A 23660-nucleotide genomic window follows, 5' to 3' on the forward strand; every position below is an offset into this window, starting at 1 on the left:
CCTAGATCAGGGCCGGCCTAGATCCAAGGAAGGGCCGAGCGCTCGGACCAGTACTCGTAGGGCTCCTGGACGAACTCGGTGAGCGGGCCGCGGTCCACCGGTGCGAGGTTGGATTCCAGTTGCTCGGCGGTCGTTGCGCCGCTCAGTACTACGTCAGCCCACGGCTGGGCGGCGGCCGCACCGATGGCGAGGGAGTCCGGCGCGACGCCGTGTTGTACCGCGAACGCGTTGAACGGGGTCTCCCCCGCCTTCGAGGTCAGGCGTCCGTTGGCGACGGCTTCCTTGACGACCACGAACCAGCCGGCGTCATGGACCTCGGCCAGCGCTGGGCCGACTGACCTCTCCAGCACGTTCCACGTCGCTTGGACCGCACTGAACGGACCGCCGAGCTCCAGAGCCTTGCGCAGCGTCTCCGCCTGCCGCGGACCACTCGTCGACAACCCGACCCGTACTCCGCTGTCCGCCAACGCCGCGAGGCGGTCGAGCAGGTCCTTGTCACCAAGAGCCGGGCTGTCCGTCGTGAGGCTGTGCACGAGGTAAAAGTCAGGCGGACCACCCAGCGCCTGCAGGGTCTCGGGCCACTGTCGTTCGAAGGTCGCGAGCGAGTGGTCCTTCACCTCGTGGGTGTCCGCGTCATGCCGCCAGTCGGCGACGTACGTGTAGCCCCATTTCGAACCCACAGTCAGCTCGCGTCGCCGTTCGGGAGTCAGCCACTCCCCCAGGAACTGTTCCGCCAGACCGTAGGAGCGCGCGGCATCGAAGTACCGGACACCCGCCTTCCAGGCCTGGTCGAGCAGTTCGTGGGTCCGGCGGCGGAGGTCCTCGACCTCACGATCGGGCGGGAGGTCCTGGTCGTGCCCGAGGTTGATGTACCCCGGTCGTCCGAGTGCCGCCAGTCCCAGTCCGATCCGCGCAGTCATGCTGCGATCGTCTCACCGGCGGCCGGCGCGGCCACGCTCGCTCGATGTGAGACGCGCCGCACGGATACTCGAAGGTGGGGAGCGGTCGGTAGCGTTTCGAGGTGTGACTGATACCCGCCTGCCACCACCTGGCACCGTCGTCCGGCGCAAGACGGCCCGCGTCCTGCCTGTCCGCCCGGACGGCAAGGTGCTGCTGCTGCACGGATGGGACCCGCTGCGCCCGCAGACGCCGTACTGGTTCACCATCGGCGGCGGCGTCGAACCGGGTGAGACGGTGAAGCAGGCCGGGATCCGCGAACTGCGCGAGGAAGTCGGCATCCTGCTGCCCGCCGACCAGCTGGGCGAACCGGTGGCGACGAACGAGATCGAGTTCGAGTGGGGCGGCTGCCCGATCATCCAGCACCAGACGTTCTTCGCGGTCGGCGTCGACGCGGTCGAGGTGAGCTTCGCCAACCAGGAACAGCTCGAGCTGGAGACGATCAGCGATCACGGCTGGTGGCACCCGGACGAGCTGGAGGCGACCGGACAGGCCGCGCACATCACCATCCCGAACCTGTTGCGGCAGGCGGTCGAGGCGATCAGGTACCGCGAGGCCTCCTGATCAACGCTCGCGGGCCTTCTTCAGGACCTTCTTCTTGACCTTCTTGTCCACGATGTAGTGCCGCAGGTCGAGACGCTCGGCGCAGCCGGCATCACTGAGCCGCTTCAGGACGACCGGGCACTTCTTGCACCTGGGCTTGTCCTTGCAGCACTTCTTCTTCGCGGTCATGGACGGCACCCGGCAAGCGTAGGTGAGCCTGCCCTTATCTTCTAGCTGACGTCACAACGACTGTGTCGCACCTCACTGCAGCTGTTCGGTCAGCAATGACCGGGCCTCCACCAGTGACGGTCCGTACCAGGTCAGGTGCCGTCCGGATATACACCGGGACGGCCGCTCGAAGGCCTCCGGCCCATCCACGGGCGAGAACGCGTAAGGCTCGTCCGGCAACACCACCAAGTCGTACTCCGGTAAGGCGTCCAGGTCGACCTTCGGATAACGCTGCGGGGAATCCGCGAAGACATTGTCGACGCCGAGTCTTTGCAGCAGATCACCGGCGAAGGTGTCGCGTCCTAAAACCATCCACGGCCGCCGCCAGATCGGAATCACCGCCCGCCGGCGCGGTCCGCGGTACGGCGTCCGCCAAACCGCGCGGGCTTCGTCGAGCCAGTGCGGAACCTCGCCGGTGATTGCCGAGAGCATTCGCTCCAGTGAGTCGAGTGATTCACCGACGGTCGTCGGCGCGGTGACCCAGACCGCGATCCCGGCGGCGCGCAACGCGTCGAGATCGGCCTCGCGATTCTCTTCGGCGTTCGCGATCACGACATCCGGCGCGAGGTTGCGAATCAGTTCGACGTCCGGGTTCTTGGTGCCACGCACCCGCGTCACCTCGAGGTCCGCGGGATGCGTGCACCAGTCCGTCGCACCGACCAGCAAGTGCGCGTGCGTTGCCGCGACAGCCTCTGTCAGCGACGGCACGATGCTGACCACGCGCCGCACTCGCGACGGCAACGGGACAACCGTTTGCTGGTCGTCGTGCATGCGTTCAGCACCCCTCTTCGATCGCCTGCACAACAGCATCGCAGACCGTTCCAACGTCCGTCCGAGGTGCGTTCGACGCGCCTTCGACGTGCCTTCGAGGTGCGCTGTGAGGAGAGGTTGCCGATGACAACACTTCGTCCGCGACACCGCGAAACGGCTGTTCGGCACCGTTTTTCTGCGCGTGTCGCCAACAAATCTCACAGCCCATCGGGCAAGCTCGACGCGCACCGGAAACCCTTCTCTACAAGGATTTTCGGACTTTTCGCCCGGATTGGCCGCCGGGACGCCTTAACGTGCTGACGTTTCGGGTGCTTTACGTACGCACCAAGTGTTGTCATCATCATGACGACGAGGAATCCACCGTGGTTTTCCTCAGCCGCACCAAGGAGGCAGAGTGCCAGCCACAAAGGCAGCCGCAGGGAAGGCGACAGCCAAAAAGGCTTCTCCCGCCAAGAAGACTGTCGCCAAGACGACCAGCGCGGCGACCAGCCCGCGCAAGGTCACCGCAGCGAAGAAGACAGTGACGAAGAAGGTGAGTGCGGCGAAGAAGGCGGTCTCCAAGGCCCCCGCCAAGAAGACGGCCGCGAAGAAGACGACTGCGAAGAAGACCGCCGCGAAGAAGACGACGGCGAAGAAGGCCCCGGCCAGGAAGGTCGCCGCCAAGAAGGTCGTCGCGAAGAAGACGACGGCCAAGAAGGCCCCGGCGAAGAAGACCGTGGCCAAGAAGGCCCCCGCCAAGAGGGCGACGACGGCGAAGAAGACCGTCGCGAAGAAGGCGCCGGCCAAGAAGACGACCGCGAAGAAGACCGTGGCCAAGAAGGCTCCCGCCAAGAAGACGACGGCCAAGAAGACCGTCGCCAAGAAGGCACCGGTCAGGAAGGTCGCCGCCAAGAAGGCACCCGCGAAGGTCGCGGCCAAGAAGGCACCCGCCCGCAAGGTGGCTGCCAAGAAGGCCCCGGCCCGCAAGACCGTCGCCAAGCGGGCGACGACCGCGCGGAAGGCCCCGGCTCGCAAGGTCGCGGCGAAGAAGGCCTGATCGCGAGTTCGCACCACGACACTGAGGGGCACCACCGAATCCGGTGGTGCCCCTCAGCCGTGCTCAGGTGCTGGTCAGTCGTCGTTCCACTTCGGGTCGTTGTCCCAGGCCTCGTTGCGTTCCTGGACCTTCTCCAGCGCCCGGGCCGCTTCTTCCGGCGAACTGTAGGGACCTAGTCGCTCCGCGGCCCGGTCACCGTCGTAAGGCTCGACCTTGCCGGTTTTGACGTTGTAGTACCACTCGTTGCTGTGATCGTCGGTCATGACCGCTGACCACCTCCCGGGAGTCTTGTCGCAGCTAACTAGAATGATCTCACCATGTCGCTTCTCACTCCTGGCATCATCTCGCCTCGCCGTCCGGTACCCGCGTCCATTCCCCGGCCGGAGTACGTCGACAAGCCCGCGCCGACGCCGTACGACGGGTCCTACGTCACCGCGCCCGAACTGGTGAAGAAGATGCGCGTCGCGAGCAAGCTCGCCGCGCAGGCGCTCGAGGCTGTCGGTGCCGCCGCGAAGCCGGGTGTCACCACGGATGAGCTGGACGCGATCGGCCACGACTACCTGGTCGAGCGTGGTGCCTATCCCTCGACCCTCGGCTACCGCAACTACCCGAAGTCGCTGTGCACCTCGGTGAACGAGGTGATCTGTCACGGCATCCCCGACGACCGCCCGCTCGAGGACGGCGACATCGTCAACGTGGACATCACCGCGTTCCTCGACGGTGTGCACGGCGACACCAACGCGACCTTCCTGGTCGGCGACGTCGACGAGGAGAGCCGACTGCTGGTCGAGCGCACCCGCGAGGCGCTGAACCGCGGCATCAAGGCGGTGAAGCCCGGCCGTCAGGTCAGCATCATCGGCCGCGTGATCGAGTCGTATGCGAAGCGCTTCGGCTACGGCGTCGTCCGCGACTTCACCGGGCACGGCATCGCCACCGCGTTCCACTCCGGGCTGATCATCCCGCACTACGACGACGAGCGGTTCGACGACGTGATCGAGCCGGGCATGACGTTCACGATCGAGCCGATGCTCACCCTCGGGTCGTACGAGTACGACCTCTGGGACGACGGCTGGACCGCCACCACCAAGGACCACTCGCGCACGGCCCAGTTCGAGCACACCCTCCTCGTCACCGACACCGGCGCCGAGATCCTCACCCTCCCGTGAACCACCCGGCGACCGTACTGCGCTACGCCGCCGACCACCTCCCCGGAGTACTGGCCCTCTGCACCACCGAAGGCTGGACCAGCTACATCCTCTAGCCCTCCTGAGCTCTTAGAGCGCGAGGGCTGTGGTGACTACTTCGCGGCCGAAGGGGATTGAGGATTTGGCGTCGGCGGTGGTGAAGTGCTGGGGGTGGCCGGAGCGGTGGGTCAGGCAGCGGGTGATCAGGTCGGTCCAGGTGGGGAAGGCGGCCAGGGCGTGTTCGCCGGCGGCGGTCTTGGAGACTATGTTGCCGGTGGCCAGTAACGCGTGGAGGCGCGGGACGCCGAGGACCACCCACGGGAGGATCCAATCGGGGAGGACCTCGTCGTCGGGCTTGTCGGCGACGGCTGCCTCGAGCTGGTCGAAGTTCGGTGCCCAGTACGACGTGAGGTTGGCGCGGGTGAAGTCGACGAGAGCCTGGTGGTCGTCGTGCACGGTGAGGCCGGGGACGCTCCGCACCGCGAGGGACTGGCGCGCCATTTCCGACCACAAGACCGGGCTGACCGGGCCGCCGTACAGGGCTTCTTTGAAGACGCCGTCCAGGGTGAACACGACCGGCTTGCCGGGATCCGGCGCGACTGCCAGGTCCTCGGCGGTCAGGTAGGTCACGTCGAAGGCGGGCTTGGTCGGCAACTCCTCGTGCACTGACCGGACGGCGGAGGCATCCGTCAGCGGCTCGGCGACGACGACCACCCCGTCGATGTCGCTGGACGCCGGGTGGAAGTCGCCGAGCGGCACCGACCCCGTCAGGTAGAGACCGACCACCTGATCCGGCAGGACCTTGTCGATCAGTTCCAGATAACGCGTCGTGGTCTCGGCGACTTCCGGCGGAAGGGACGTCATCGGTTGGAGGCTCCCTGGATGAAAGCCGCGAGATCCTTGGACTGCTGCACCCGCGACGGCTCGTGGACGTACATCATGTGACCCGCCGGGTAGTAACGAAGTTCGATGTTGTCGCGCAGTTCGGCCGGGATCTGCAGCCGGGCGATCGTGTGCTCGGTGGCGAAGTACGGCGTCGCGCAGTCGTAGTGTCCCGACGCCACGTGCACCTTGAGGTGCGGGTTCGCCCGCATCGCCTCGGCCAGCTTGTCCGCGACGCTGACGTGGCTGTTCTCGAACTCCTTGAAGGACCAGTCCTTGGCCGCCTGGCTGCTGATGATCTCGTACGGCAAGTCGTTGAGGTACTCGAGCTCCGCGCGCAGGTAGTGGTTCACCGCCGCCGTGTACGGGCCGATGATCGCCCGGAACGACGGGTCGTCGGTCGACACCTCACCACCGGAGTCCGCGTCCCAGCCGGTGAAGCGCCCGTCCAGCCGGCCGGCCACCTGGCGGCGGGATCGCAGCAGTTCCGCGAAGAACCGGGTGTGCTCGATCCGCAGGTTCACCCGGTCGAGGTAGTCCTCCGACAATCCAGTCAGGCCCGCCAGCCGGGTCAGCACCTCGGCCCGGTAGTCCGCGGGCAACCGGTTGCCCTGGGCAAGGGCATTGGGGTACCGGCCGGCCGCGAAGCGCTCCGCATCGGCGAGCACCTCCGCCAGCTCCCGGTCCGGGATCAACCCGTGGTAGTGCGCGACCGCGGCGTACGACGGCAGGAACAGGGTGAACGGCAGGTCGTTGCCCGGGGTGAAGTCCAGCGTCCCGAACTCCAGTACCGCGGAGATCAGCATCACCCCGTTGAGGTACATCCCGTACCGGTCCTGCAGATGCGCGGCCAGCCCCGCGGCGCGCGTCGTACCGTAGGACTCGCCGGCCAGGAACTTCGGCGACATCCAGCGGCCGTTGCGCGAGGTCCACAGCCGGATCACCTCGCCGACGGACTCCAGGTCGCGGGTGAACCCGTGGTACTCCCCCGGCTTCTCCCCTTGAGCCGCCCGCGAGTAGCCCGTCGAGACCGGGTCGATGAACACCAGGTCGCTGTGCCGCAGCAACGTCTCCGCGTTGTCCACCAGCCCGTACGGCGGGGGCGCGAGCTCGCCGGCATCACCCGAGACGACGCGTCGCGGGCCGAGCAGTCCCATGTGCAGCCACAGACTCGACGACCCGGGTCCACCGTTGAACGCGAACGTCACCGGCCGGTCCGAGGCGTCTGCGTCGTCCAGGGTGTACGCGGTCAGGAACACCTCGGCCTTCGGCAGGTGCCCGTCGAACTTCCCCTCGGTCAGCACCTCCTGGCGCAGCACGATCCGCCCGGTGGTGGCCGTGTACTTCAGCTTCCGCCGCCCGATCGTCAGCACGTGCTGCGTCGTCTTCAGGTCGTCCACCGGGCCTTCCGCGACCGGCGCGGACGCGGTCACCGCCTCGTCCTCCGATGCCGCCTGCTTCTTCGGTGCCCGCTCAGCCGTCGCCATGGCCAGCACCCTAAGGGCTGGACAGTCCCGCGCGGCGTCGACCAGGCATCAGGTATGTTTGACACCACTGTCAAACATAGGAGCACCGATGACGTCGAGCGAACTCGTCAATGCGTTCTGGGAGCAGGTCTGGAACGCGCACGACCCCGAAGCGATCGACCGGTTCGTGGTCGAGGACTTCGTGATCACCAACGGCGGTCGCGACATCGTCGGTCGGGACGCCTTCAAGGCCTGGGTGGCCGCCTTCCTGGCCGAACTTCCCGACCTGCGCATCCACGTGGAGGAAACGTTCGAGAACGCCGACGGGAGCCGGGTCACCTCGCGCTGGCGGATCAGCGGCACGAACTACGGCTACCTGCACAGCGCGGCGATCGGAGAGCCGATCGGCTTCACCGGGACGGCCGTGTGGGAGGTCCGCGACGGCAGCCTCGTACGTAACTGGGTCGAGCGGTCGACGCCGGCGGTGCTGACGACCTGATGGCGGGAGTTCGGCAGTTCGACGAGCAGCAGGCGTACGCGGCGGCGCTCGACGTCTTCTGGACGAAAGGTTTCCGGGCCACGTCGATGCTCGACCTCGCCGCGGCGACCGGAGTACAGCGTGGCTCGCTGTACCACGCGTACGGCGGCAAGGAGCAACTCTTCCTCCGCCTCTTCGAGCAGTTCGCGAACGACTTCCTCGCCAAGGCCGATGAAGCTCTGACGCCGTCGGATCCCCGCGAGGCGTTGCTCGGGTTCTTCGACTGCTGCATCGCGTCGATCACCACCGGATCACCGTCACGCGGCTGCCTGTCCACCCGTACCGCGGTCGAGGCGGACCCGGGCGTGGTCGAGGACGCAGTACGCAAGCTGCTCGACGACCTGGAGGAGTTGGTGTTCGAGGCGTTGCCGGCGACCGGCGTGGCGGTGGAACGGCGCGAGGCGGCGCGGCTGGTCGTCGCGCACACCCGCGCCCTCGCCGTACTGGAGCGGGTGTACGGCGATCCCGGGCGGTTGCGGGAGACGGCGACGACGCTGGTGTCCGCGTTGGTTCGCTGATCCCGCTCGCGCGGCGATGGGAGCGGCAGTGCGTCAGATGCGGAAGAACAGGTTGAGATAGCGGTCGGCGACGGCCCGATCGCCGCGGATCGTCCCGGAGTTGCTCCGGCCGAAGGCGGTCAGCACGAAACTGCCGGGGTCGAACTCCAGGACCGTACTCAGGTCGTTCACGTCTCCGGACTCGTACGACATGCCCTCGGGCCCGACCAGGACCCGGGTGTCGCCGGCGTTCGGGCCGCTGGTGATCCGGATGCCCAGCTCACAGGGTTCGTTGACTCCGGTCGTGTACTGCCACAGGACGTACATGAACGGCACGAGCAGGTCGGCCGCCTCGCCGGTCAGGCCGTGCGCGCGGCCGGTGCCCTGCCGTACATCCCAGGAATGAACGCCGTAGTCCATCAACTGGAAGGCAGGGAAGAAGAACGAAGGCAACGGGCCCATGTAGAAGTGCGGCACGGTCAGCCCGCCCCAGTCCTCCGGTCCGAGGGCGTCGAAGGTCTGCATGATCTTGTCGAAGTCGCCGCGAAGCCGTTCGACCAGCTCGGTCCGCGGGACGTCGCGCAGCGCGAGGGCCTGCTGGTCGACCCGCTCTGCCATCCCCGGCAGACCATAGGCCGCCGGCACCTCGGTATGAGCCCTGGCCGCGTCGAACGCCACGAAGTACGCCTCGGTGGTGTCGGCGATGTGTGCCACGGTGTCGCGAACCTGCCAGTGGCCGGCACCTGTTGGCGCCTCCCAGGCGTCCTCGCGGTCGACCAGGTCGAAGAACTGTTCGGCCTCGTCCCGGACCACCCGGAGAATGGTTTCCTTGCCTTCGTACGACATGGGGTTCCAGCTGCTCATGTCCCTACCTCCGTTGCAGCCTGAGGGGCTGGAGGTGGTGTCCGTCGAGCCGGGCGCACCGCGCCCGGAACCGGGCAGGCATCACCTTGAAAGTTCAAACGTACTCCGGCCGGCCCGGGTAGAGCAGGGTCTGCGAACAAGCGCAGCCATTGCCGCGGGGAGATGCGAGGGGCACTATCTAGGTGTGATGTGAGTCACAAACACTCCAGCAGCCGAGGAGGTTGGTGATGACCGGGACCATTACCCACTTCACCGCTGAGCGAGCCCCGTGCGGACGGCTCGTGGACGGTGATCGCAGCATGGACGACGACCTCGAGGGTCTTCGCTTCGACGACATGACGTATGCGTGCGGCTGCCGTCGGGTCAAGCACGAGTTCCACGACGGCAGCATGCGGATCAGGACGATCCGCCATGACGGAAAGGTGCTGATGGACGAGCACAGCGGCGACCACGAAGCATGACCGGCCGCCCATGACCGCGTTTCATGACGTTTTAGTGATCGGGGGCGGCGGCGCCGGCCTCCGCGCGGCCATTGCAGTGGCCGAGACCAACCCGCGGCTGCGGGTGGCGATCGTGTCGAAGGTCTATCCGATGCGCAGCCACACGGTGTCCGCCGAGGGCGGAGCCGCGGGTGTCGCCGCCGACGACGACAGCCTCGACGAGCACGCCTACGACACGGTGTCGGGCAGCGACTGGTTGTGCGATCAGGATGCGGTCGAGGCCTTCGTCGCCGAGGCTCCACGGGAACTGCTCCGGCTGGAGCACTGGGGCTGTCCCTGGAGCCGACAGCCGGACGGGCACACCGCGGTACGGGCCTTCGGCGGGATGAAGAAGAAGCGCACCTGGTTCGCCGCCGACCGGACCGGCTTCCACATGCTGCACACGCTCTTCCAGACCGTGCTCTCCTTTCCCGACGTCGTCCGGTACGACGAGTGGTACGTCACGAAGATCCTGGTCGACAACGGGAGAACGTACGGCGTCGTCGCCATCGAACTCGCCACCGGGCGGACCGAGACGATCACCGCCAGCGCCGTGATCGTCTGCACCGGGGGGTGTGGCCGGGTCTACCCGTTCACCACGAACGCCAACATCAAGACCGGCGACGGCATGGCGCTGGCCTACCGGGCCGGCGCACCGCTCAAGGACATGGAGTTCGTCCAGTACCACCCGACCGGCCTGCCCTTCACCGGCATCCTGATCACCGAGGCCGCCCGGGCCGAGGGCGGCTGGCTGCTCAACAAGGACGGCTACCGCTATCTGCAGGACTACGACCTCGGCATCCCCGAGCCCACTCCGGTGATGCGCAGCATGGAGCTGGGACCACGCGACCGGTTGTCGCAGGCCTTCGTGCACGAGTTCGACAAGGGCCGGACCATCGATACGCCGTACGGGCCCATCGTGCATCTGGACCTTCGCCATCTGGGTGCCGAGCTCATCGACGCCAAGCTCCCCTTCGTGCGGGAGCTTTGCTCGCAGTACCAGAACATCGACCCGGTGACCGAGCTGGTCCCGGTACGCCCGGTGGTGCACTACATGATGGGCGGCATCCACACCGACATCCAGGGTGCGACACCGATCCAGGGTCTGTACGCCGCCGGGGAGGTCGCCTGCGTCAGCATCAACGGCGCCAACCGGCTGGGGTCGAACTCGCTGCCGGAGTGCCTGGTGTTCGGTACCCGCGCCGGCCGAGCCGCCGCCGTGTTCGCCGGCCAGTACGGCGGCGCCGTCCCGCCGTCGATTCTGGCGCAGGGCCGCGACGAGCAAGAGCGGCTCGAGCGGGAGCTCACGCGGCACGCGGAGGGGCGCGAGCGGATCGCGGACATCAGGACCGAGATGCAGACGGCAATGGAGAACGGCGCCGGGATCTACCGCGACGGCGACTCGCTGGCGAAGGCGGCCGACGAGCTGGAGGAGCTGCGACTGCGGTTCGCCGATGCGGCGATCGACGACCACAGCCGGACGTTCAACACCGAGCTGGTCGCCCTCCTCGAGCTGTCGTTCATGCTGGACGTTGCCGAGAGCATCATCACCTGCGCATTGCAGCGGGAGGAGTCGCGCGGGGCGCATCAACGCACCGACTTCCCGGCCCGTGACGACGAGCGCTTCCTCGCGCACTCGCTGGTCCACCGCGAACCCGACCGCCACGGCCGTCGGGTCCACTACCTCCCGGTGACCATCACCCGCTGGCCACCGGGCGAACGCGTCTACGGGAGATAGCATGGCCGACCAGATCACCCTCGAGGTCGCACGCTACCGGCCGGGGCAGGACACCGAACCGGTGATGCAGTCCTACCAGGTGCCACTGCGCGAGCACTGGGCCATCCTCGACGGTCTCACCTACATCAAGGACCACCTGGACGGCACGCTGTCCTTCCGGTGGTCGTGCCGGATGGGCATCTGCGGCAGTTGCGGCATGACTGTGAACGGCGACCCCCAGCTGACCTGCGCCACCTTCCTGACCGACTACGCGCCCGGTCCGGTACGGGTCGAGCCGTTGCGCAACTTCCCGGTGGTCCGCGACCTCGTCGTCGACATCGGTGACTTCATGGAGAAGTTGCCGACCGTCAAGCCGTGGGTGATCCGCGCCGTGGACAGTCCGGTCGAGGAAGGGGAGTACCTGCAGACGCCCGAGGAACTGGACGAGTACAAGCAGTTCAGCATGTGCATCAACTGCATGCTGTGCTACTCGGCCTGCCCGGTCTATGCCCTCGACCCCTCGTTCGTCGGCCCGGCGGCGATCGCGCTGGCCCAGCGGTACAACCTCGACTCCCGGGACGAGGGCGCCGCGGACCGTGACGACGTACTGACCTCTCCGTCGGGGATCTGGGCCTGCACCTTCGTCGGCGAGTGCAGCGCCGCCTGCCCCAAGGACGTCGACCCGGCCGCCGCGATCCAGCGCTACAAGCTCACCGCGGCCACCCAGGCGGTCAAGAACTTCCTCCTGCCCCGGGGCGCACGATGAGCGTGTACCACCGGCCGATCCCCATCTTCTGGTGGCTCGAACGTCGCTCCTACCTCGTCTTCGTACTCCGTGAGCTCAGCAGCGTGTTCATTGCCTGGTTCGTCGTGTACCTCCTGCTGCTGATCAACGCGGTCAGCGGCGGCAGCGCCGAGTACGAGCGCTTCCTCGACCGGAGTGGGCACTGGTGGGTAGTCGCCATCAACGTGATCGCGATGCTGTTCGTGCTGCTGCACTCGGTGACCTGGTTCGGCCTGGCGCCGAAAGCGATCGTGGTGCGCATGCGCGGGCGCCGCGTGCCACCTCGCCTGGTCGCGGTGGCGCATTACGCGGCCTGGCTGGTGCTGTCAGCTGTCGTCGCCTGGGTGATCCTCCGATGACGACCCGCCGACCGCTCGCACCCGAGCCGTTCCTCTGGATGCTGTTCAGCGCCGGCGGCATGATCGCCGCCCTGTTCGTCCCCGTGCTCCTGTTCCTGTTCGGCGTCGCGTTCCCGTTGGACTGGCTGACCGCGCCCGACCACGCGCACCTGCTCGCAGTACTGCGGAATCCCATCACCAGGTTGGTCCTGTTCGGACTGTGCGCCCTGTCGCTGTTCCACTGGGCGCATCGGTTCCGGTACACGCTGTACGACGGCCTGCAGCTCAAGAGGTTCAGCGTCCCGATCATCCTGTTCTGCTACGGCGGTGCGGTCGTCGGATCGATCATCTCCGCCGTCCTCCTGCTCCGCGTCTGACTGACCTCAGGTTGGCCGGTCTTCCGGCTGATCGTGGCCCGAACGATGAGCTGGAGGACCGGCGGCGTACCGAAGGACAGGAGGTACTCGCCGAGCGGCCCACCACCGGGCATTGCGCGCGCCTGAGACCTTGCCACTCACCCCAGCGACCTAGGCAATCAGCGTGGTACTTCCTGTCCTTCGGTACGCCCACCCAGAAACCGCTCTTGTTGAGCGGCGCTGCCGGGCGGCGACTGTCGCAGCGTTAGTGTCAGGGCATGGCGTTGATTTTGCATATTGCCTTTGTGGAGCAGTGGGAAGCGGCGCAGCGGGCGGGCAGCTACCGGATGTCCACGCGAGGGAAGAGCCTGGACAGCGGGGCCACGTTCATCCACGCGTCCAGGCCCGAACAGGTGAGCCTGGTGGCGAACTTCGTGTACGCCGATGTCACCGGGCCGCTGTGCCTGCTGGTGATCGACACGGAGCGGCTGGTCTCCGCGGTGTGCGACGAGGACCTGGACGGGATCGGGATCTCGTTCCCGCACATCTACGGCCCGCTCAACCTGGACGCGGTGGTCGACGTACGGCCGTACGAGCGGGGCGCGGACGGCCGATGGCCCGATGTCACCGCTCAGGCCCTATCCTGAAGCTGAACGGGCCGGTCGGGCGATCGCGTCGTTCACCGGAGACGGTGGGCGCCGAGGAAAGTCCGGACTCCACAGGGCAACGTGGTGGGTAACGCCCACCCGGGGTAACCCGCGGGACAGTGCCACAGAGAACAGACCGCCAGCGGCCTGGATGGACCCCGTGGTTCATCGAGGTGCGGGTGAGGGTGAAACGGTGGTGTAAGAGACCACCAGCTCCGCAGGTGACTGCGGAGGCTCGGTAAACCCCACGTGGAGCAAGGCCAAGAAGGACGGCGGGAGACCGCCGTCCGCGCGAGCGTTCGAGGGCTGCCCGCCCGAGCTCGCGGGTAGGCCGCTAGAGGTGTCCGGCAACGGGCACCGTAGATAGATGATCGCCACCGACAGAATCCGGCTTACATGACCGGCCCGTTCACACACTCCCCCAGCCGGGGTGCGACCCAGCGCCTCGGCCGCACCCCGGCTGACAACCTCAGTGGCAGTGGTCGTCGGTCTCGCGGTGGGTGATGGAGGGGTCGCCGGCCTTGGCGCCCAGGCCGGTGGTGCGGCCCGCTGGTTCCTCCCACGGTTCCTGGCGGCCCAGGGCGGTGAGGTCGATGGCGTTGGTGGTGAAGCCCATCGAGTCCGTACCCCGGCCGTAGGTTGAGTAGGTGTGGTGGACGTCGTCCGCCACCCGCAGGAAGCAACTCATGCCGTGCAGGTCGAACGGCTGCCCGCCCTGCACATGCTCGTTGTTCGGCACCTCGTCCCACTCGGCCTTCGTCCGGTAGTTGTACTCGACCGGCAGCACCGACTGGTCCAGCGTGACGTGGAAGTCGAAGTTGGAGTCGCTCCCGTACGACGAGTACCACGGGAACTTCCACCCCATCCGCTCCTGGAACGCGGCGATCTTCTCGTACGGCGCGCGCGACACCGCGGCGAAGGTGGTCCCCCGGGCGTTGAGGGAGTCCAGGTGCCCGATGTCGTCCGCGAACCCGGAGCAGTTCGGGCAACCCGCGTCCCACTCCGGCTGGAACATGAAGTGGTAGACGACCAGTTGCAGGCGGTCCTCGAACAAGTCGATCAGGCGCGCCTGTCCCGCCGGACCCTCGAACACGTAGTCCTTCTCCACCTTCACCATCGGCAACCGCCGGCGGTTCGCGTTCAGCTCGTCCCGGCGCGTGGTGAACTCCTTCTCCTCCGCCAGGAACTTCTTCCGGGCGACCACCCACTTCTCGGCCGAAACCACCTCTGGCAGGTTCATCGACAGGCTCCTCGGTCGGCAACAGATCACCGGGACGTCGGAGCCGGCGGGACGTTCTCGACATTCCCTCAGGACGGATCTGTCCGCGCATGGGTGAGCAGCCAGGGCAGGGCGGCCGCGACGCCGACACCGGTCAACCCGATCGCCGCCAGCGCGAACGGATAGGACGGGAAGACACCGAGCGCGGCCACTCCCAGACCGGTCGTGATCATGCTTGCCGGGAGCAACCATGGCATCGACCACCGGTTTCCGCCGCGCCTTCGGCCAGACGCCAGGCGCTGGAGCCCGGTACTAGCTGGTCAGGTCTGCCTCGTAGGTCTGACTGAGCAGTTCCTCGCCGAACATGTTGTGCGGCTCAGAGCCGGTCAGCTTGAAGCCGCGGGCGAGGTAGATGTGCCGGGCGGCGACGAGCGGGTCGTTCGTCCACAGCACCATCCGCTTGTAACCGGCCGAGCGGGCGAACTCCAGGCAGGTGTCGACCAGTCGCCCACCCAGGCCCTGACCTCGCCCGTCCGGATGGAGCAGCAGCAACCGGAGCTTGGCGGTGCCCTCGTCGGGACCACGGACGCAGAAGACACAACCGACGCGTTCGCCGTCCTGCTCGGCGATCCACGCCGCCTCCAGCTCCGGGTCGTGGTCGTTCGCGTAGTCGGCGACGATCCTCGCCACCAGCGACTCGAACGACTCACCCCACCCGTACTCCGCGGCGTACAGCTCGCCGTGCGCCTGGACCACCCAGCCGAGATCCCCCGGCCGGCCGGCCCTTCTGATCTCCACTGCCATCACATCCAACACAGCCATCACCCGATCTACTGACACGACTGTTTCAGTAGGAGATACTAGCCTTGTGTCCACGACGAAACCAGCCCCGTCCGCGCGCGAGACGGAGTTGCTCGAGCTCGCCTACGAGTACTCGCTGACGCACGGGCTCGCCGATCTCTCGCTGCGTCCCCTCGCGGCCGCGATCGGGTCGAGTCCCCGGGTGCTGCTGTTCCTCTTCGGGAGCAAGGACGGGCTGATCCGGGCGTTGCTGGCGCGCGCTCGCAGCGACGAGCTGGACCTGCTGCGGCGCATCACCGACCGGTACGACGAACCGCCCGGGCTCGACGTGATCGCCCGGGAACTGTGGACCTGGCTGGCCGCGGAGGAACGCCGTCCGCTGATGAAGCTCTGGGTCGAGGCCTACGGGCGATCCCTGGTGGCACCAGACGGCCCGTGGACGGACTTCGCCCGCTCGACCGTGGACGACTGGCTCGAACTCCTCAAGACAGCCCAGACCGGCAGCGGAACCCCACAGACGCAGCAAGCACGGCGTACCGCAGTACTGGCTGTACTGCGGGGTGCGTTGCTCGACCTGCTCGCGACTGGCGACGTCAAGCGGACGACTGCTGCGGTGAACGAGTACTTAGCTCACTAGCTCGAAGGCGATCGTGCGCTTCGCGATGTCGGCCTCGACCAGCTTCACCCGGACCGGCTGACCCAGCGGCAGGGTGGCGGAGCCCGTCACCCGGCCCTCGATCGCGAGCGTGGTCAGCGCGACGATACCGCGCGTTTGGTCGCGGTCGTCGACATCCGTGATCACCCCGTCGAAGCTCGAGCCGACGTGGTCCGCGACCAGGCCGGCCTCGACCATGCTGACGATCGACCGTTCGTACGCGTGCGCCTTGCGGTCGCACTCGTCCATGATCTTGGGGATCTCGTCGAGCGACTCGCGGATCCACTGCGGCACCTCGGCGTCCGCGCACAGCGCCACGCAGATCTCGCCGGTCCAGCGGTCCACCAGCCGCCGCAGCGGCGCGGTGACATGCGCGTACTCCGACTTCATCGCGGCGTGCTCCGGCTGCTCAGGTACACCGCCCGAGAACGAGGTGTAGCCGGCGCCCCGGAAGAGCACCGTGCAGGCCGCCAGCATCGCCGCGTGCGCGGGCACCTTCGGGTCGAGCCCGTGGATGAAGGCCGCGTACGACGTCCCGACCGGCCAGTCGATCCCGAGGGCCTTCGCGGTGTTCTCCAGCTTGCGGCGCAGGTCGTCGTGGGACTCGGGTAGCGTCCGGAGGATGCCGATCTCGCCGTACATCATCAGGTGCGCGGCGCCCATCCCGGTGAGCAGCGAGATCTGCGCGTTCCAGCCTTCCACCGGCAGCGGCGCGCGGAACTCCAGCGTCCAGTCGCCGTTCGCGGCGATGATCTCCTGGTCCGGGATCGGCAGGTTGACGCCGCCGCGCTCGAGTTCCCGCTGCTCGCGGAGCTTGCCGACCTCGCGGAGCAACTGCAACGACTCCGACGCGGTACCGGCGTCCAGGTTCCGCTGCACACCGGCGTAGTTCAGCTTGGCGCGCGACTTCACCAGCGCACGCTTGCAGGTGACATCCGTGCCCTCACCTGTTGCGTCCACCGCGATGGTCCAGAGCAGCGCGGGCCTGACCTCGTCGGGTAACAGCGAGGCGGCGCCTTCGGACAACTCCGGCGGATGCAGGGGCGTGCGCTTGTCCGGCGCGTAGAGGGTCTCGCCGCGCTTGCGGGCCTCGACGTCGATCGGGTCACCCGGCTGGACGAAGGCGGCGACGTCCGCGATCGCGTAGTACACGGTGTAGCCGTCGCCGGCGCGCTCGATGTACAAGGCCTGGTCGAGGTCCATCGAGTCCGGCGGATCGATGGTGACGAACTCCAGGTCGGTCCGGTCGAGCTCCGGCAGCCTAGGTTTCGCCGCCGCGGCCAGCGCGGCCTCGACCACCTCGGCCGGAAACTCGGCCGGCACCTCGAGCTCGCGCCGGATCGCCTGCAGCGACGCGCGGAACACCTCCGGCACCTCTTCGGCGAAATGCACCCTTTGCAACGGCACGCGACCACTCCGTCCCTCCGCCCCGCACCTCGTTGTGCGGGGTCAGGCCCTCAGAGTAGTGGTGGTTGGAGGTTGAAGGACTTCAGCGACGCGAGACCGTCGGCGTACCAGTGGATCTCGGTGATGCTCGCGGAGCTCAGTTCCATCCGGAACAGCGACGTCATCGGGGCCTGCAGCACCGACCGCACCATCAACTTGATCGGCGTCACGTGGGTGACCACCAGTACCGTCTTGCCCGGGTACGCCGCGAGCAGGCCGTCGCGGGCCGAGCGGGCTCGTCGGGCGCACGCGTCGAACGACTCACCGCCGGGCGGCGCGACCGAGGTCGACCCCATCCACTCGTTCAGCGCATCCGGCCACTTCTCCTGCACCTCGGCGAAGGTGTACCCGTCCCAGTCGCCGAACGCGCACTCCACCCAGCCCTTCTCGACCTTCACGTCCAGCCCGAGCGACTCCGCCACCGCCGCGGCCGTCTGCTGAGTACGCCGCATCGGCGACGACACCACGGCGTCGATCCCGCCGATGGTCGACAGGTACCGCGCGGCCGCCTGCGCCTGGGCCTCGCCGGTCGGGCTCAGGCCCGGGTCGTCGCCGCCGGATCCGGAGAACCGCTTGTCCACGGTGTGCGGGGTCTCGCCGTGCCGCAGGAAGATCAGCTGGGTCGGCGGTTCGGTCTGAGCACCCCAGCCCAGCGTGGCCTTCTGCTGGTCCGATGGCTCCTTGGCGACCGCGGCACCGGCCCCCGGTTCGGTGGGGGCCTCGCTAGGGCGCAGCGGGACCGGCTTCCCGTCGAGCGCCATGTTCGCCAACGCATCGGCGGCCGAGTTCTGCTCGCGCGGCACCCAGGTCCACTCGGTGCCGAACGGGGCCAGGCTCTGTGCCTTGATCGCGAGCGGCTTCATGTCCGGGTGCTTGATCTTCCAGCGCCCGGCCATCTGCTCGATCACCAGCTTGGAGTCCATCCGGACCTCGATCGAGGCGTCCGGCGCATACTCCCGGGCCAGCTCGAGTCCCGCGATCAACCCGCTGTACTCCGCCACGTTGTTCGTCGCGACGCCGATCGTGACGCCCTTCTGGACGATCACCTCACCGGTCGACGGGTCGCGCACCAGCGCGCCGTACGAGGCCGGCCCCGGGTTGCCGCGGGAACCACCGTCGGCCTCGACGATGACGTGGGACGGGCCCTGGCTCATACGCTGCTCTCCGCGGTGCGGACCAGGATCCGCCCGCACTCCTCGCACCGCAGTACGGCGTCGGGGGCCGCGGCCTTGAACCTGGTCAGGTCGGACGGGGCGAGCTCCATCCGGCACCCCATGCAGCGCTTGCCGACCAGCGGCGCGGCGCCGATCCCGCCGTTGCGCTCGCGGAGCCGCTGATACATCGCGATCAGGTCCTCGGGGATCTCCGCGGCGACGGTGGCCCGCTGGTCGCCGAGGCTCGCGCGCTGCTCGTCGAGCTCCTTGAGCGCGGCGTCGCGGGTGCCTTCGAGCTCGGCCTGCCGGCCGGCGAAGGCGTCGGCCCGGGTCCGCAGGTCGGCCTGCGTGACCTCGGCCGCCTCGAGCCGCTCCATCACCTCGAGCTCGGCGTCCTCCAGGTCGGAGATCCGCCGGTCCAGCGAGCCGATCTCGTGCTGCAGGTTCTCCAGGTCGCGCGGCGAGGTGACCTGCCCGGAGTCGAGCCGCTGCTGGTTGCGCGCCTTGCGCTGCCGGACCTGGTCGACGTCGCTGTCGGCCTTCTTCTGCTCACGCTGCAGGTCGCTCACCTCGGTGTCCGCGGTGACGAGCTCCCGGTCGACGACGGACTTCTCCTTCGCCAGCTCCGCGAGTGCCGCGTGCTCGGGCAGCGACTTGCGCTTGTGGGCGACCTGATCCAGCTGCAGGTCGAGATCCTGCAGGTCCAGCAACCGGCGTTGGACGGCGGGCTCGGCGTTCAGAGTCGGCTCCTTAGTAGCGCTTTCAGTTGTTATCTCTGTGTCTACCAGGCACCGTCAGAGCCGCAAGGTCCAGGCGTCGGTGCAGAGCGTCGAGATGTGAGTGTCCACGGTACTGCCCTGCTCTGCCAACCCCACCTTCAGGAGTCGTTCCGCGTCCCGCAACCACGGCCATTCGCTGGCCCAGTGCGCGACATCGACCAACGCCGGCCCCTCGTCGTACGCGCGAGCCTCGGTCGCCGGGTGGTGCCGCAGGTCGGCCGTCACGTAGGCGTCGACGCCGGCCGCGCGGACCCGGTCGAACTCCGAGTCCCCCGCTCCCCCGACCACCGCGACCCGCTCGACCGTCCGCTCCAGGTCGCCAGACACCCGTACTCCGTGCTCCGTCCGCGGCAACGCCTTCTCCACCAGCGCAGCGAAGTCCCTGAGCTTCACCGGCTCAGCCAGTACTCCGATCCGGCCGCCGCCGAGGTCGCTCGGCAGCGAGGCCGTCTCGAACACGTCGAACGCGGGCTCCTCGTAGGAGTGCGCCGCCTTGAGTGCGGCGACGACAGCGCGACGGCGACTCCGGGGCATCACCATCTCGACCCGGCTCTCCGGCACCCGCTCGATCTCGCCGAGCCGGCCGATGGTCGGGTTCGCGCCGTCGAGCGGGCGGAAGGTGCCTTCACCGGTGCTGCTCCAGGCGGCTCGGTCGTAGTCGCCGATCCGCCCCGCACCGGCCTCGGCGAGAGCGTCGATCATCGCCTGGGTCTCGTCGATCGGCACGTAGACGACGATCTTGTCCATCGGCGCGGACGGCATCGCCTTCAGCGGCGTCGTGTCGGTCAGCCCGAGCGCGGCCGCGAGGGCGTCGCTCACGCCGGGGTTCGCGTTGTCCGCGTTGGTGTGGCACACGTGCAGCGCGGTACCGGCCCGGATCAGGTCGTGGATCACCTTGCCTTTGGGCGTGGTCGCCGCGACGCTGTTCACCCCGCGCAGCAACAGCGGGTGATGCGTGACGAGCAGATCGAAGCCGCCCGCGATCGCCTCGTCGACGACCGCCCGCATCGGATCCACCGCGAACAAGATCCTGCGCACCGGCGCATCAAGCTCTCCGGTCACCAGCCCGACAGCATCCCAACTCTCCGCCCAGGCCGGGTCGTACAACCGGTCCAGCACCCCAACAACATCACCCAGAGTCGGCTCCACAGCCCCCATCCTGCCGCACACCCACAGAACCAAAAGACAACCGATGGACGTGTCGGCTGATGCAGGCGGTAGAGGCGCGAGACGCACCGTCAGCGGCGCCGGCGGTGCGTCTCGTCGTACTGGAGATCAGATCAACCAGGCAGTGGTGTCCGACGGGAGCTTGTCGCCTTCCAACGGGCCGCTGGAGAGAACGACCGCGCCGTCAGGGAGTTCGATCGGGGCGGCGCCGAAGTTGGTGACTGACTGCCAGCCGCCGGGCCGGGTGAAGTGGAGGGCCCACTCGACGCCGTCGACCCACTCCAGGGACTGGCTCGTCTGCAGACCACGGCGTACGGCCAGGGCCTTGCGGTAGAGGCTGAGCGTCGAGGCCGGATCGCCCTCCTGGGCCTCCACCGAGTACCCGCCGAACCAGGTCGGCTGCAGCAGGTGCGAGCCGCCCGAGCCGAAGCCGAAGGACAGCCCGCCGATCGTCCAGGGCAGCGGCACGCGGCAGCCGTCCCGGCCCTTCTCGGCACCCTTCGACCGGAAGTACGCCGGGTCCTGCAAACTCGCCGCCGGCAGTTCGCCGACCTCCTGCAGACCGAGCTCCTCGCCTTGGTACAGATACGCCGAACCCGGTAGCGCCAGCATCAGCAGCACCGCGGCCCGGGCACGCCGGAGACCTTGCGCGACGTCGACGGTCGGCTCGGTCCCGTTGCTCAGCAGCCAGGCCTTGCCGTCCTGCCAGGCGCCCTCCGGATCCTTCGGCAGCCCGTACCGCGTCGCGTGGCGGACCACGTCGTGGTTGGAGAACACCCAGGTCGAGGAGGAGCCGTTCAGCTCGGCCAGCGCGAGGTTCTCCTCGATCACCGCGCGGAACTTGTCGAAGTCCCAGTCGGCCTGCAGCAGATCGAAGTTGAACGCCTGCCCGAGGCCGTCCGCGCTGGCGTAACGAGCCCGGCGGGTGGCCGGCACGAAGGCTTCGGCCACGGCGGACCGGGGCGGGTCGTACTCGTTCAGCACCTTGCGCCACTCGGTGTAGATCTCGTGCACGTCGTCGCGGTCCCAGAGCGGGTGCGCGCCGTTCGACTCCGACTGCCGGGGCAGTGTGGTCTTGGAGGGTAGCGGCTCGCTCAGATCCTTCATCAGCGCGTGCGCCACATCCACCCGGAACCCGTCCACGCCACGGTCGGACCAGAAGCGCAGAGTGGTCAGGAAGTCGTCCCGGACCTCGGCGTTGTCCCAGTTGAGGTCCGGCTGCTCGGCGGCGAAGAGGTGCAGGTACCACTGGCCGTCCTCGGTCCGGGCCCAGGCGGAACCACCGAAGACCGAGTCCCAGTCAGAGGGCGGCTCGGTGCCGTCCAGGCCGGTGCCGTCGCGGAAGACGTACCTGTCGCGGGCCGGCGATTCCTTCGGCGCGGCGAGCGCCTCCTGAAACCACTCGTGCAGGTTCGAGGTGTGGTTCGGCACGATGTCGACGATCAGCTTGATCCCGGCCTCGTGCAGCGCGGCGACCAGGTCGTCGAAGTCGGACAGGGTGCCCAGCCGCGGGTCGACGTCGCGGTAGTCGTCCACGTCATAGCCGCCGTCGGCCAGCGCCGACGGGTAGAAGGGGCTCAGCCAGACGGCGTCGATGCCCAGCGAGGTCAGGTACGGAACACGGCTGATGATGCCCGGCAGATCGCCCACGCCGTCGGCGTTGGAGTCGGCGAAGCTGCGGGGGTAGATCTGGTAGACGACGGCTTGGCGCCACCAGTCGGCGTCGATCGAGTCGCCTGCACGGGTCACCGGGGTGTCGGTGCTGGTCAAGAGTGCCTCACTCGGTTCTGAAAGTGGTCCAGGACGGGCGGTCGGACGGCTGCGGGGCAGCGGGTGTTTCCAGCTCGTTCCGGAGACGTTGCCGCTTGATTTATATAGATTCTAAATTTAGATTCTGCAGTATTGTGCGCGGGGTTCCGCGACGAGGTCAAGGGGGAATATGGCGACGACGCCGGCGGCCACGCCGCCGCTGCTCCGCAGGGTCAACGCGGGCAAGCTACTGGGCGTGCTCTCGACCGCCGGGGTGATGACAGGAACCGGCCTGATCGAGGCCACCGGACTTACCCGGGCGACGGTGCACGCCGTCTGCAACGACCTGATCGCAATGGGCTGGGTGGTCGAGCTCGACCCCGGCCACGACGCCCCCGGTACGCCGATCGGACGTCCCTCCCGCCGGTTCGAGTTCAACAGCCAGGCGGGCTACGTGCTCGGGATCGACGTCGGCGCGGCCAAGACCACCGTGCTGCTGGCGGACCTGCGCGGCGAGACCGTGGCCAAGGCCGGGCGCTCGCTCGCCGAGGTGAAGACGCCGACCGAGCAGACCGAGGTGGTGAACCAGGCCGTCCTCGAGGCACTCGCCGCGGCCGGGGTGGCGGACCAGGAGGTGCTCGCGGCCTCGGTCGGGATCGCGGCGCCGGTCGACCGGGACGGCAACATCCTGGTCGACGACGAGTTCTGGCGCCGGTTCGACGCGGGGCTGACGGCCAGGCTCAGTGAGCTGCACGGCTGGCCCGTCCTGCTGGAGAACGACGCCAACCTCGCCGCCCTGGGTGAGCGCTGGCGCGGCCAGGCGCGCGACGTGGACGATCTGGTGGTGCTGCTCGCCGGTGAGCGCTTCGGTTCCGGCCTGATGGACTCGGGCCGGCTGCTGCACGGAAGCCGCGGCGGCGCCGGTGAGATGGTCTACCTGAAGATGGTCGAAGGCGTCGGCGACACCGCCGGAATCGCCCGCACCGCTCGCGAACGAGGAGCCAAGGCCGTCGCGGACACCGGCGTACAGACGAGTCTTCGCGACTTGGCGGGAGGCAAGCCGGTGACGGCCGAGATGGTCTTTGCCGCGGCGGCTTCCGGTGATCAAGTTGCCCTGGGCATCCTCGACGAGGTGACCACCCGGACGGCCAGGGTAGTGGCAACGCTCGCGATCCTCTTCAACCCCGAACTGGTCGTGATCGGCGGCGCCGTCGCGGAAGGGGCCAAGTCCTTGCTGCCCAGCATCGCGGAGCAACTCGCAGGCTTCACGGCCACGCCGCCGCGGGTGGCGGCCTCGTCGCTCGGTGATGCGATCGTGTCGGTAGGCGCTGTCCGCCGCGCCCTGAACTACGTGGAGGAGCACGCTCTCGACCTGCAGTTGCGCGCTCGCCAGGCCTGAAGTC

General features: G+C 68.1%; 28 protein-coding genes and 1 other RNA gene. 14 read left to right on the plus strand and 15 right to left on the minus strand.

Going from position 1 to position 23660, the window contains the following annotated elements:
- Nucleotides 1–17: 17 nt before the first annotated feature.
- On the minus strand, nucleotides 18–920 hold the full coding sequence (locus ACFPJ1_RS31510; RefSeq protein WP_380109474.1) for an aldo/keto reductase: 903 nt from the start codon (nucleotides 918–920) through the stop codon (nucleotides 18–20).
- A gap of 103 nt (nucleotides 921–1023) precedes the next feature.
- On the opposite strand from ACFPJ1_RS31510, the gene ACFPJ1_RS31515 reads away from it, so the two are divergent.
- Entirely contained in the window at nucleotides 1024–1521 is a 498-nt protein-coding gene (locus tag ACFPJ1_RS31515) for an NUDIX hydrolase (protein ID WP_380109475.1), read from the plus strand.
- Here ACFPJ1_RS31515 and ACFPJ1_RS31520 read toward each other — a convergent pair whose 3' ends face one another.
- Both ACFPJ1_RS31520 and ACFPJ1_RS31525 read right to left on the minus strand, forming a co-directional pair.
- Complete coding sequence (locus tag ACFPJ1_RS31520; RefSeq protein ID WP_380109577.1) at nucleotides 1522–1698, minus strand: hypothetical protein; 177 nt, start codon at nucleotides 1696–1698, stop codon at nucleotides 1522–1524.
- A gap of 63 nt (nucleotides 1699–1761) precedes the next feature.
- Nucleotides 1762–2499, minus strand: a complete 738-nt coding sequence (locus tag ACFPJ1_RS31525) for a helical backbone metal receptor (RefSeq protein WP_380109477.1) — start codon at nucleotides 2497–2499, stop codon at nucleotides 1762–1764.
- A 394-nt stretch (nucleotides 2500–2893) separates the two neighbouring features.
- Here ACFPJ1_RS31525 and ACFPJ1_RS31530 point away from each other — a divergent pair, with 394 nt between their 5' ends.
- The gene (locus ACFPJ1_RS31530) at nucleotides 2894–3535 is read left to right on the plus strand and encodes a histone H1-like repetitive region-containing protein (RefSeq protein WP_380109478.1); all 642 of its coding nucleotides are present in this window, start codon (nucleotides 2894–2896) and stop codon (nucleotides 3533–3535) included.
- 74 nt (nucleotides 3536–3609) lie between these two features.
- Here the strand turns inward: ACFPJ1_RS31530 and ACFPJ1_RS31535 are convergent, their stop codons facing one another.
- A complete protein-coding gene (locus tag ACFPJ1_RS31535) occupies nucleotides 3610–3798 on the minus strand; it encodes a hypothetical protein (RefSeq protein ID WP_380109480.1) in 189 nt (62 codons plus the stop codon).
- Between the two features lie 54 nt (nucleotides 3799–3852).
- Here ACFPJ1_RS31535 and map point away from each other — a divergent pair, with 54 nt between their 5' ends.
- Nucleotides 3853–4701 carry a type I methionyl aminopeptidase gene (gene map, locus ACFPJ1_RS31540; RefSeq protein WP_380109481.1) on the plus strand — a complete coding sequence of 283 codons (849 nt, stop codon included), beginning with the start codon at nucleotides 3853–3855 and terminating at the stop codon, nucleotides 4699–4701.
- Nucleotides 4702–4809: 108 nt separating this feature from the next.
- On the opposite strand, the gene ACFPJ1_RS31545 is transcribed toward map, so the two are convergent.
- Both ACFPJ1_RS31545 and ACFPJ1_RS31550 read right to left on the minus strand, forming a co-directional pair.
- Nucleotides 4810–5583 carry a nucleotidyltransferase domain-containing protein gene (locus ACFPJ1_RS31545; protein WP_380109482.1) on the minus strand — a complete coding sequence of 258 codons (774 nt, stop codon included), beginning with the start codon at nucleotides 5581–5583 and terminating at the stop codon, nucleotides 4810–4812.
- The gene (locus ACFPJ1_RS31550; RefSeq protein ID WP_380109483.1) at nucleotides 5580–7088 is read right to left on the minus strand and encodes a S10 family peptidase; all 1509 of its coding nucleotides are present in this window, start codon (nucleotides 7086–7088) and stop codon (nucleotides 5580–5582) included. Before ACFPJ1_RS31550 ends, ACFPJ1_RS31545 begins: the two co-directional genes overlap by 4 nt.
- Before the next feature lie 88 nt (nucleotides 7089–7176).
- Between ACFPJ1_RS31550 and ACFPJ1_RS31555 the strand changes: the two genes are divergently transcribed.
- Entirely contained in the window at nucleotides 7177–7566 is a 390-nt protein-coding gene (locus ACFPJ1_RS31555) for an ester cyclase (protein WP_380109485.1), read from the plus strand.
- Entirely contained in the window at nucleotides 7566–8123 is a 558-nt protein-coding gene (locus ACFPJ1_RS31560) for a TetR/AcrR family transcriptional regulator (protein WP_380109487.1), read from the plus strand. Before ACFPJ1_RS31555 ends, ACFPJ1_RS31560 begins: the two co-directional genes overlap by 1 nt.
- Nucleotides 8124–8156: 33 nt before the next feature.
- On the opposite strand, the gene ACFPJ1_RS31565 is transcribed toward ACFPJ1_RS31560, so the two are convergent.
- A complete protein-coding gene (locus tag ACFPJ1_RS31565; RefSeq protein WP_380109490.1) occupies nucleotides 8157–8966 on the minus strand; it encodes a maleylpyruvate isomerase N-terminal domain-containing protein in 810 nt (269 codons plus the stop codon).
- A gap of 227 nt (nucleotides 8967–9193) precedes the next feature.
- Here ACFPJ1_RS31565 and ACFPJ1_RS31570 point away from each other — a divergent pair, with 227 nt between their 5' ends.
- The 7 genes from ACFPJ1_RS31570 to rnpB all read left to right on the plus strand — a co-directional run bounded on the left by ACFPJ1_RS31570 (nucleotide 9194) and on the right by rnpB (nucleotide 13699).
- Nucleotides 9194–9427, plus strand: a complete 234-nt coding sequence (locus ACFPJ1_RS31570) for a hypothetical protein (RefSeq protein ID WP_380109491.1) — start codon at nucleotides 9194–9196, stop codon at nucleotides 9425–9427.
- A gap of 10 nt (nucleotides 9428–9437) precedes the next feature.
- A complete protein-coding gene (gene frdA, locus ACFPJ1_RS31575; protein WP_380109493.1) occupies nucleotides 9438–11183 on the plus strand; it encodes a fumarate reductase (quinol) flavoprotein subunit in 1746 nt (581 codons plus the stop codon).
- A 1-nt stretch (nucleotide 11184) separates the two neighbouring features.
- Nucleotides 11185–11928, plus strand: a complete 744-nt coding sequence (locus ACFPJ1_RS31580) for a succinate dehydrogenase/fumarate reductase iron-sulfur subunit (protein ID WP_380109494.1) — start codon at nucleotides 11185–11187, stop codon at nucleotides 11926–11928.
- Nucleotides 11925–12305: a fumarate reductase subunit C gene (locus ACFPJ1_RS31585; protein ID WP_380109496.1), complete on the plus strand. Its 381-nt coding sequence runs from the start codon at nucleotides 11925–11927 to the stop codon at nucleotides 12303–12305. The genes ACFPJ1_RS31580 and ACFPJ1_RS31585 overlap by 4 nt, the downstream gene beginning before the upstream one ends.
- The gene (gene frdD, locus ACFPJ1_RS31590) at nucleotides 12302–12661 is read left to right on the plus strand and encodes a fumarate reductase subunit FrdD (protein WP_380109498.1); all 360 of its coding nucleotides are present in this window, start codon (nucleotides 12302–12304) and stop codon (nucleotides 12659–12661) included. Before ACFPJ1_RS31585 ends, frdD begins: the two co-directional genes overlap by 4 nt.
- Before the next feature lie 257 nt (nucleotides 12662–12918).
- On the plus strand, nucleotides 12919–13287 hold the full coding sequence (locus ACFPJ1_RS31595) for a DUF952 domain-containing protein (RefSeq protein WP_380109499.1): 369 nt from the start codon (nucleotides 12919–12921) through the stop codon (nucleotides 13285–13287).
- 7 nt (nucleotides 13288–13294) lie between these two features.
- Nucleotides 13295–13699: RNase P RNA component class A (gene rnpB, locus ACFPJ1_RS31600), an RNA gene on the plus strand.
- Between the two features lie 57 nt (nucleotides 13700–13756).
- Here the strand turns inward: rnpB and ACFPJ1_RS31605 are convergent.
- The 3 genes from ACFPJ1_RS31605 to ACFPJ1_RS31615 form a co-directional block, all read right to left on the minus strand.
- Nucleotides 13757–14527, minus strand: coding sequence for a DUF899 domain-containing protein (locus ACFPJ1_RS31605; RefSeq protein WP_380109501.1), 771 nt, complete (start codon nucleotides 14525–14527; stop codon nucleotides 13757–13759).
- A gap of 68 nt (nucleotides 14528–14595) precedes the next feature.
- On the minus strand, nucleotides 14596–14739 hold the full coding sequence (locus ACFPJ1_RS31610) for a hypothetical protein (protein WP_380109503.1): 144 nt from the start codon (nucleotides 14737–14739) through the stop codon (nucleotides 14596–14598).
- 79 nt (nucleotides 14740–14818) lie between these two features.
- Nucleotides 14819–15328 (minus strand): GNAT family N-acetyltransferase, encoded by a 510-nt coding sequence (locus ACFPJ1_RS31615; protein WP_380109505.1) that lies wholly within the window; start codon nucleotides 15326–15328, stop codon nucleotides 14819–14821.
- Between the two features lie 46 nt (nucleotides 15329–15374).
- Here ACFPJ1_RS31615 and ACFPJ1_RS31620 point away from each other — a divergent pair, with 46 nt between their 5' ends.
- A complete protein-coding gene (locus ACFPJ1_RS31620; RefSeq protein WP_380109507.1) occupies nucleotides 15375–15944 on the plus strand; it encodes a TetR/AcrR family transcriptional regulator in 570 nt (189 codons plus the stop codon).
- Here the strand turns inward: ACFPJ1_RS31620 and ACFPJ1_RS31625 are convergent.
- From ACFPJ1_RS31625 to ACFPJ1_RS31645, 5 genes are all read right to left on the minus strand, one after another.
- On the minus strand, nucleotides 15933–17369 hold the full coding sequence (locus tag ACFPJ1_RS31625) for an RNB domain-containing ribonuclease (RefSeq protein ID WP_380109509.1): 1437 nt from the start codon (nucleotides 17367–17369) through the stop codon (nucleotides 15933–15935). The two genes, ACFPJ1_RS31620 and ACFPJ1_RS31625, sit on opposite strands and share 12 nt — an antisense overlap.
- A gap of 50 nt (nucleotides 17370–17419) precedes the next feature.
- Nucleotides 17420–18562, minus strand: coding sequence for a bifunctional RNase H/acid phosphatase (locus ACFPJ1_RS31630; protein WP_380109510.1), 1143 nt, complete (start codon nucleotides 18560–18562; stop codon nucleotides 17420–17422).
- On the minus strand, nucleotides 18559–19272 hold the full coding sequence (locus tag ACFPJ1_RS31635) for a zinc ribbon domain-containing protein (protein WP_380109512.1): 714 nt from the start codon (nucleotides 19270–19272) through the stop codon (nucleotides 18559–18561). The genes ACFPJ1_RS31630 and ACFPJ1_RS31635 overlap by 4 nt, the downstream gene beginning before the upstream one ends.
- Before the next feature lie 84 nt (nucleotides 19273–19356).
- Nucleotides 19357–20490: a Nif3-like dinuclear metal center hexameric protein gene (locus tag ACFPJ1_RS31640; protein ID WP_380109514.1), complete on the minus strand. Its 1134-nt coding sequence runs from the start codon at nucleotides 20488–20490 to the stop codon at nucleotides 19357–19359.
- Between the two features lie 126 nt (nucleotides 20491–20616).
- Entirely contained in the window at nucleotides 20617–22278 is a 1662-nt protein-coding gene (locus ACFPJ1_RS31645) for a glycoside hydrolase family 13 protein (RefSeq protein ID WP_380109515.1), read from the minus strand.
- 169 nt (nucleotides 22279–22447) lie between these two features.
- Here ACFPJ1_RS31645 and ACFPJ1_RS31650 point away from each other — a divergent pair, with 169 nt between their 5' ends.
- On the plus strand, nucleotides 22448–23656 hold the full coding sequence (locus ACFPJ1_RS31650; RefSeq protein WP_380109518.1) for an ROK family protein: 1209 nt from the start codon (nucleotides 22448–22450) through the stop codon (nucleotides 23654–23656).
- Nucleotides 23657–23660: the final 4 nt, after the last annotated feature.

Origin of the sequence: Kribbella qitaiheensis, from assembly GCF_042657745.1 — a bacterium.
GTDB lineage: Bacteria > Actinomycetota > Actinomycetes > Propionibacteriales > Kribbellaceae > Kribbella > Kribbella qitaiheensis.

Bases quoted from the DNA above. Each gene is read 5' to 3' on its own strand.
- ACFPJ1_RS31510 (WP_380109474.1), bottom strand. From the start codon at position 920: ATGACTGCGCGGATCGGACTGGGACTGGCGGCACTCGGACGACCGGGG.
- ACFPJ1_RS31525 (WP_380109477.1), bottom strand. From the start codon at position 2,499: ATGCACGACGACCAGCAAACGGTTGTCCCGTTGCCGTCGCGAGTGCGG.
- ACFPJ1_RS31535 (WP_380109480.1), bottom strand. From the start codon at position 3,798: ATGACCGACGATCACAGCAACGAGTGGTACTACAACGTCAAAACCGGC.
- map (WP_380109481.1), top strand. From the start codon at position 3,853: ATGTCGCTTCTCACTCCTGGCATCATCTCGCCTCGCCGTCCGGTACCC.
- ACFPJ1_RS31545 (WP_380109482.1), bottom strand. From the start codon at position 5,583: ATGACGTCCCTTCCGCCGGAAGTCGCCGAGACCACGACGCGTTATCTG.
- ACFPJ1_RS31550 (WP_380109483.1), bottom strand. From the start codon at position 7,088: ATGGCGACGGCTGAGCGGGCACCGAAGAAGCAGGCGGCATCGGAGGAC.
- ACFPJ1_RS31555 (WP_380109485.1), top strand. From the start codon at position 7,177: ATGACGTCGAGCGAACTCGTCAATGCGTTCTGGGAGCAGGTCTGGAAC.
- ACFPJ1_RS31560 (WP_380109487.1), top strand. From the start codon at position 7,566: ATGGCGGGAGTTCGGCAGTTCGACGAGCAGCAGGCGTACGCGGCGGCG.
- ACFPJ1_RS31565 (WP_380109490.1), bottom strand. From the start codon at position 8,966: ATGAGCAGCTGGAACCCCATGTCGTACGAAGGCAAGGAAACCATTCTC.
- ACFPJ1_RS31570 (WP_380109491.1), top strand. From the start codon at position 9,194: ATGACCGGGACCATTACCCACTTCACCGCTGAGCGAGCCCCGTGCGGA.
- frdA (WP_380109493.1), top strand. From the start codon at position 9,438: ATGACCGCGTTTCATGACGTTTTAGTGATCGGGGGCGGCGGCGCCGGC.
- ACFPJ1_RS31580 (WP_380109494.1), top strand. From the start codon at position 11,185: ATGGCCGACCAGATCACCCTCGAGGTCGCACGCTACCGGCCGGGGCAG.
- ACFPJ1_RS31585 (WP_380109496.1), top strand. From the start codon at position 11,925: ATGAGCGTGTACCACCGGCCGATCCCCATCTTCTGGTGGCTCGAACGT.
- frdD (WP_380109498.1), top strand. From the start codon at position 12,302: ATGACGACCCGCCGACCGCTCGCACCCGAGCCGTTCCTCTGGATGCTG.
- ACFPJ1_RS31595 (WP_380109499.1), top strand. From the start codon at position 12,919: ATGGCGTTGATTTTGCATATTGCCTTTGTGGAGCAGTGGGAAGCGGCG.
- ACFPJ1_RS31605 (WP_380109501.1), bottom strand. From the start codon at position 14,527: ATGAACCTGCCAGAGGTGGTTTCGGCCGAGAAGTGGGTGGTCGCCCGG.
- ACFPJ1_RS31610 (WP_380109503.1), bottom strand. From the start codon at position 14,739: ATGATCACGACCGGTCTGGGAGTGGCCGCGCTCGGTGTCTTCCCGTCC.
- ACFPJ1_RS31615 (WP_380109505.1), bottom strand. From the start codon at position 15,328: ATGGCTGTGTTGGATGTGATGGCAGTGGAGATCAGAAGGGCCGGCCGG.
- ACFPJ1_RS31630 (WP_380109510.1), bottom strand. From the start codon at position 18,562: ATGAGCCAGGGCCCGTCCCACGTCATCGTCGAGGCCGACGGTGGTTCC.
- ACFPJ1_RS31650 (WP_380109518.1), top strand. From the start codon at position 22,448: ATGGCGACGACGCCGGCGGCCACGCCGCCGCTGCTCCGCAGGGTCAAC.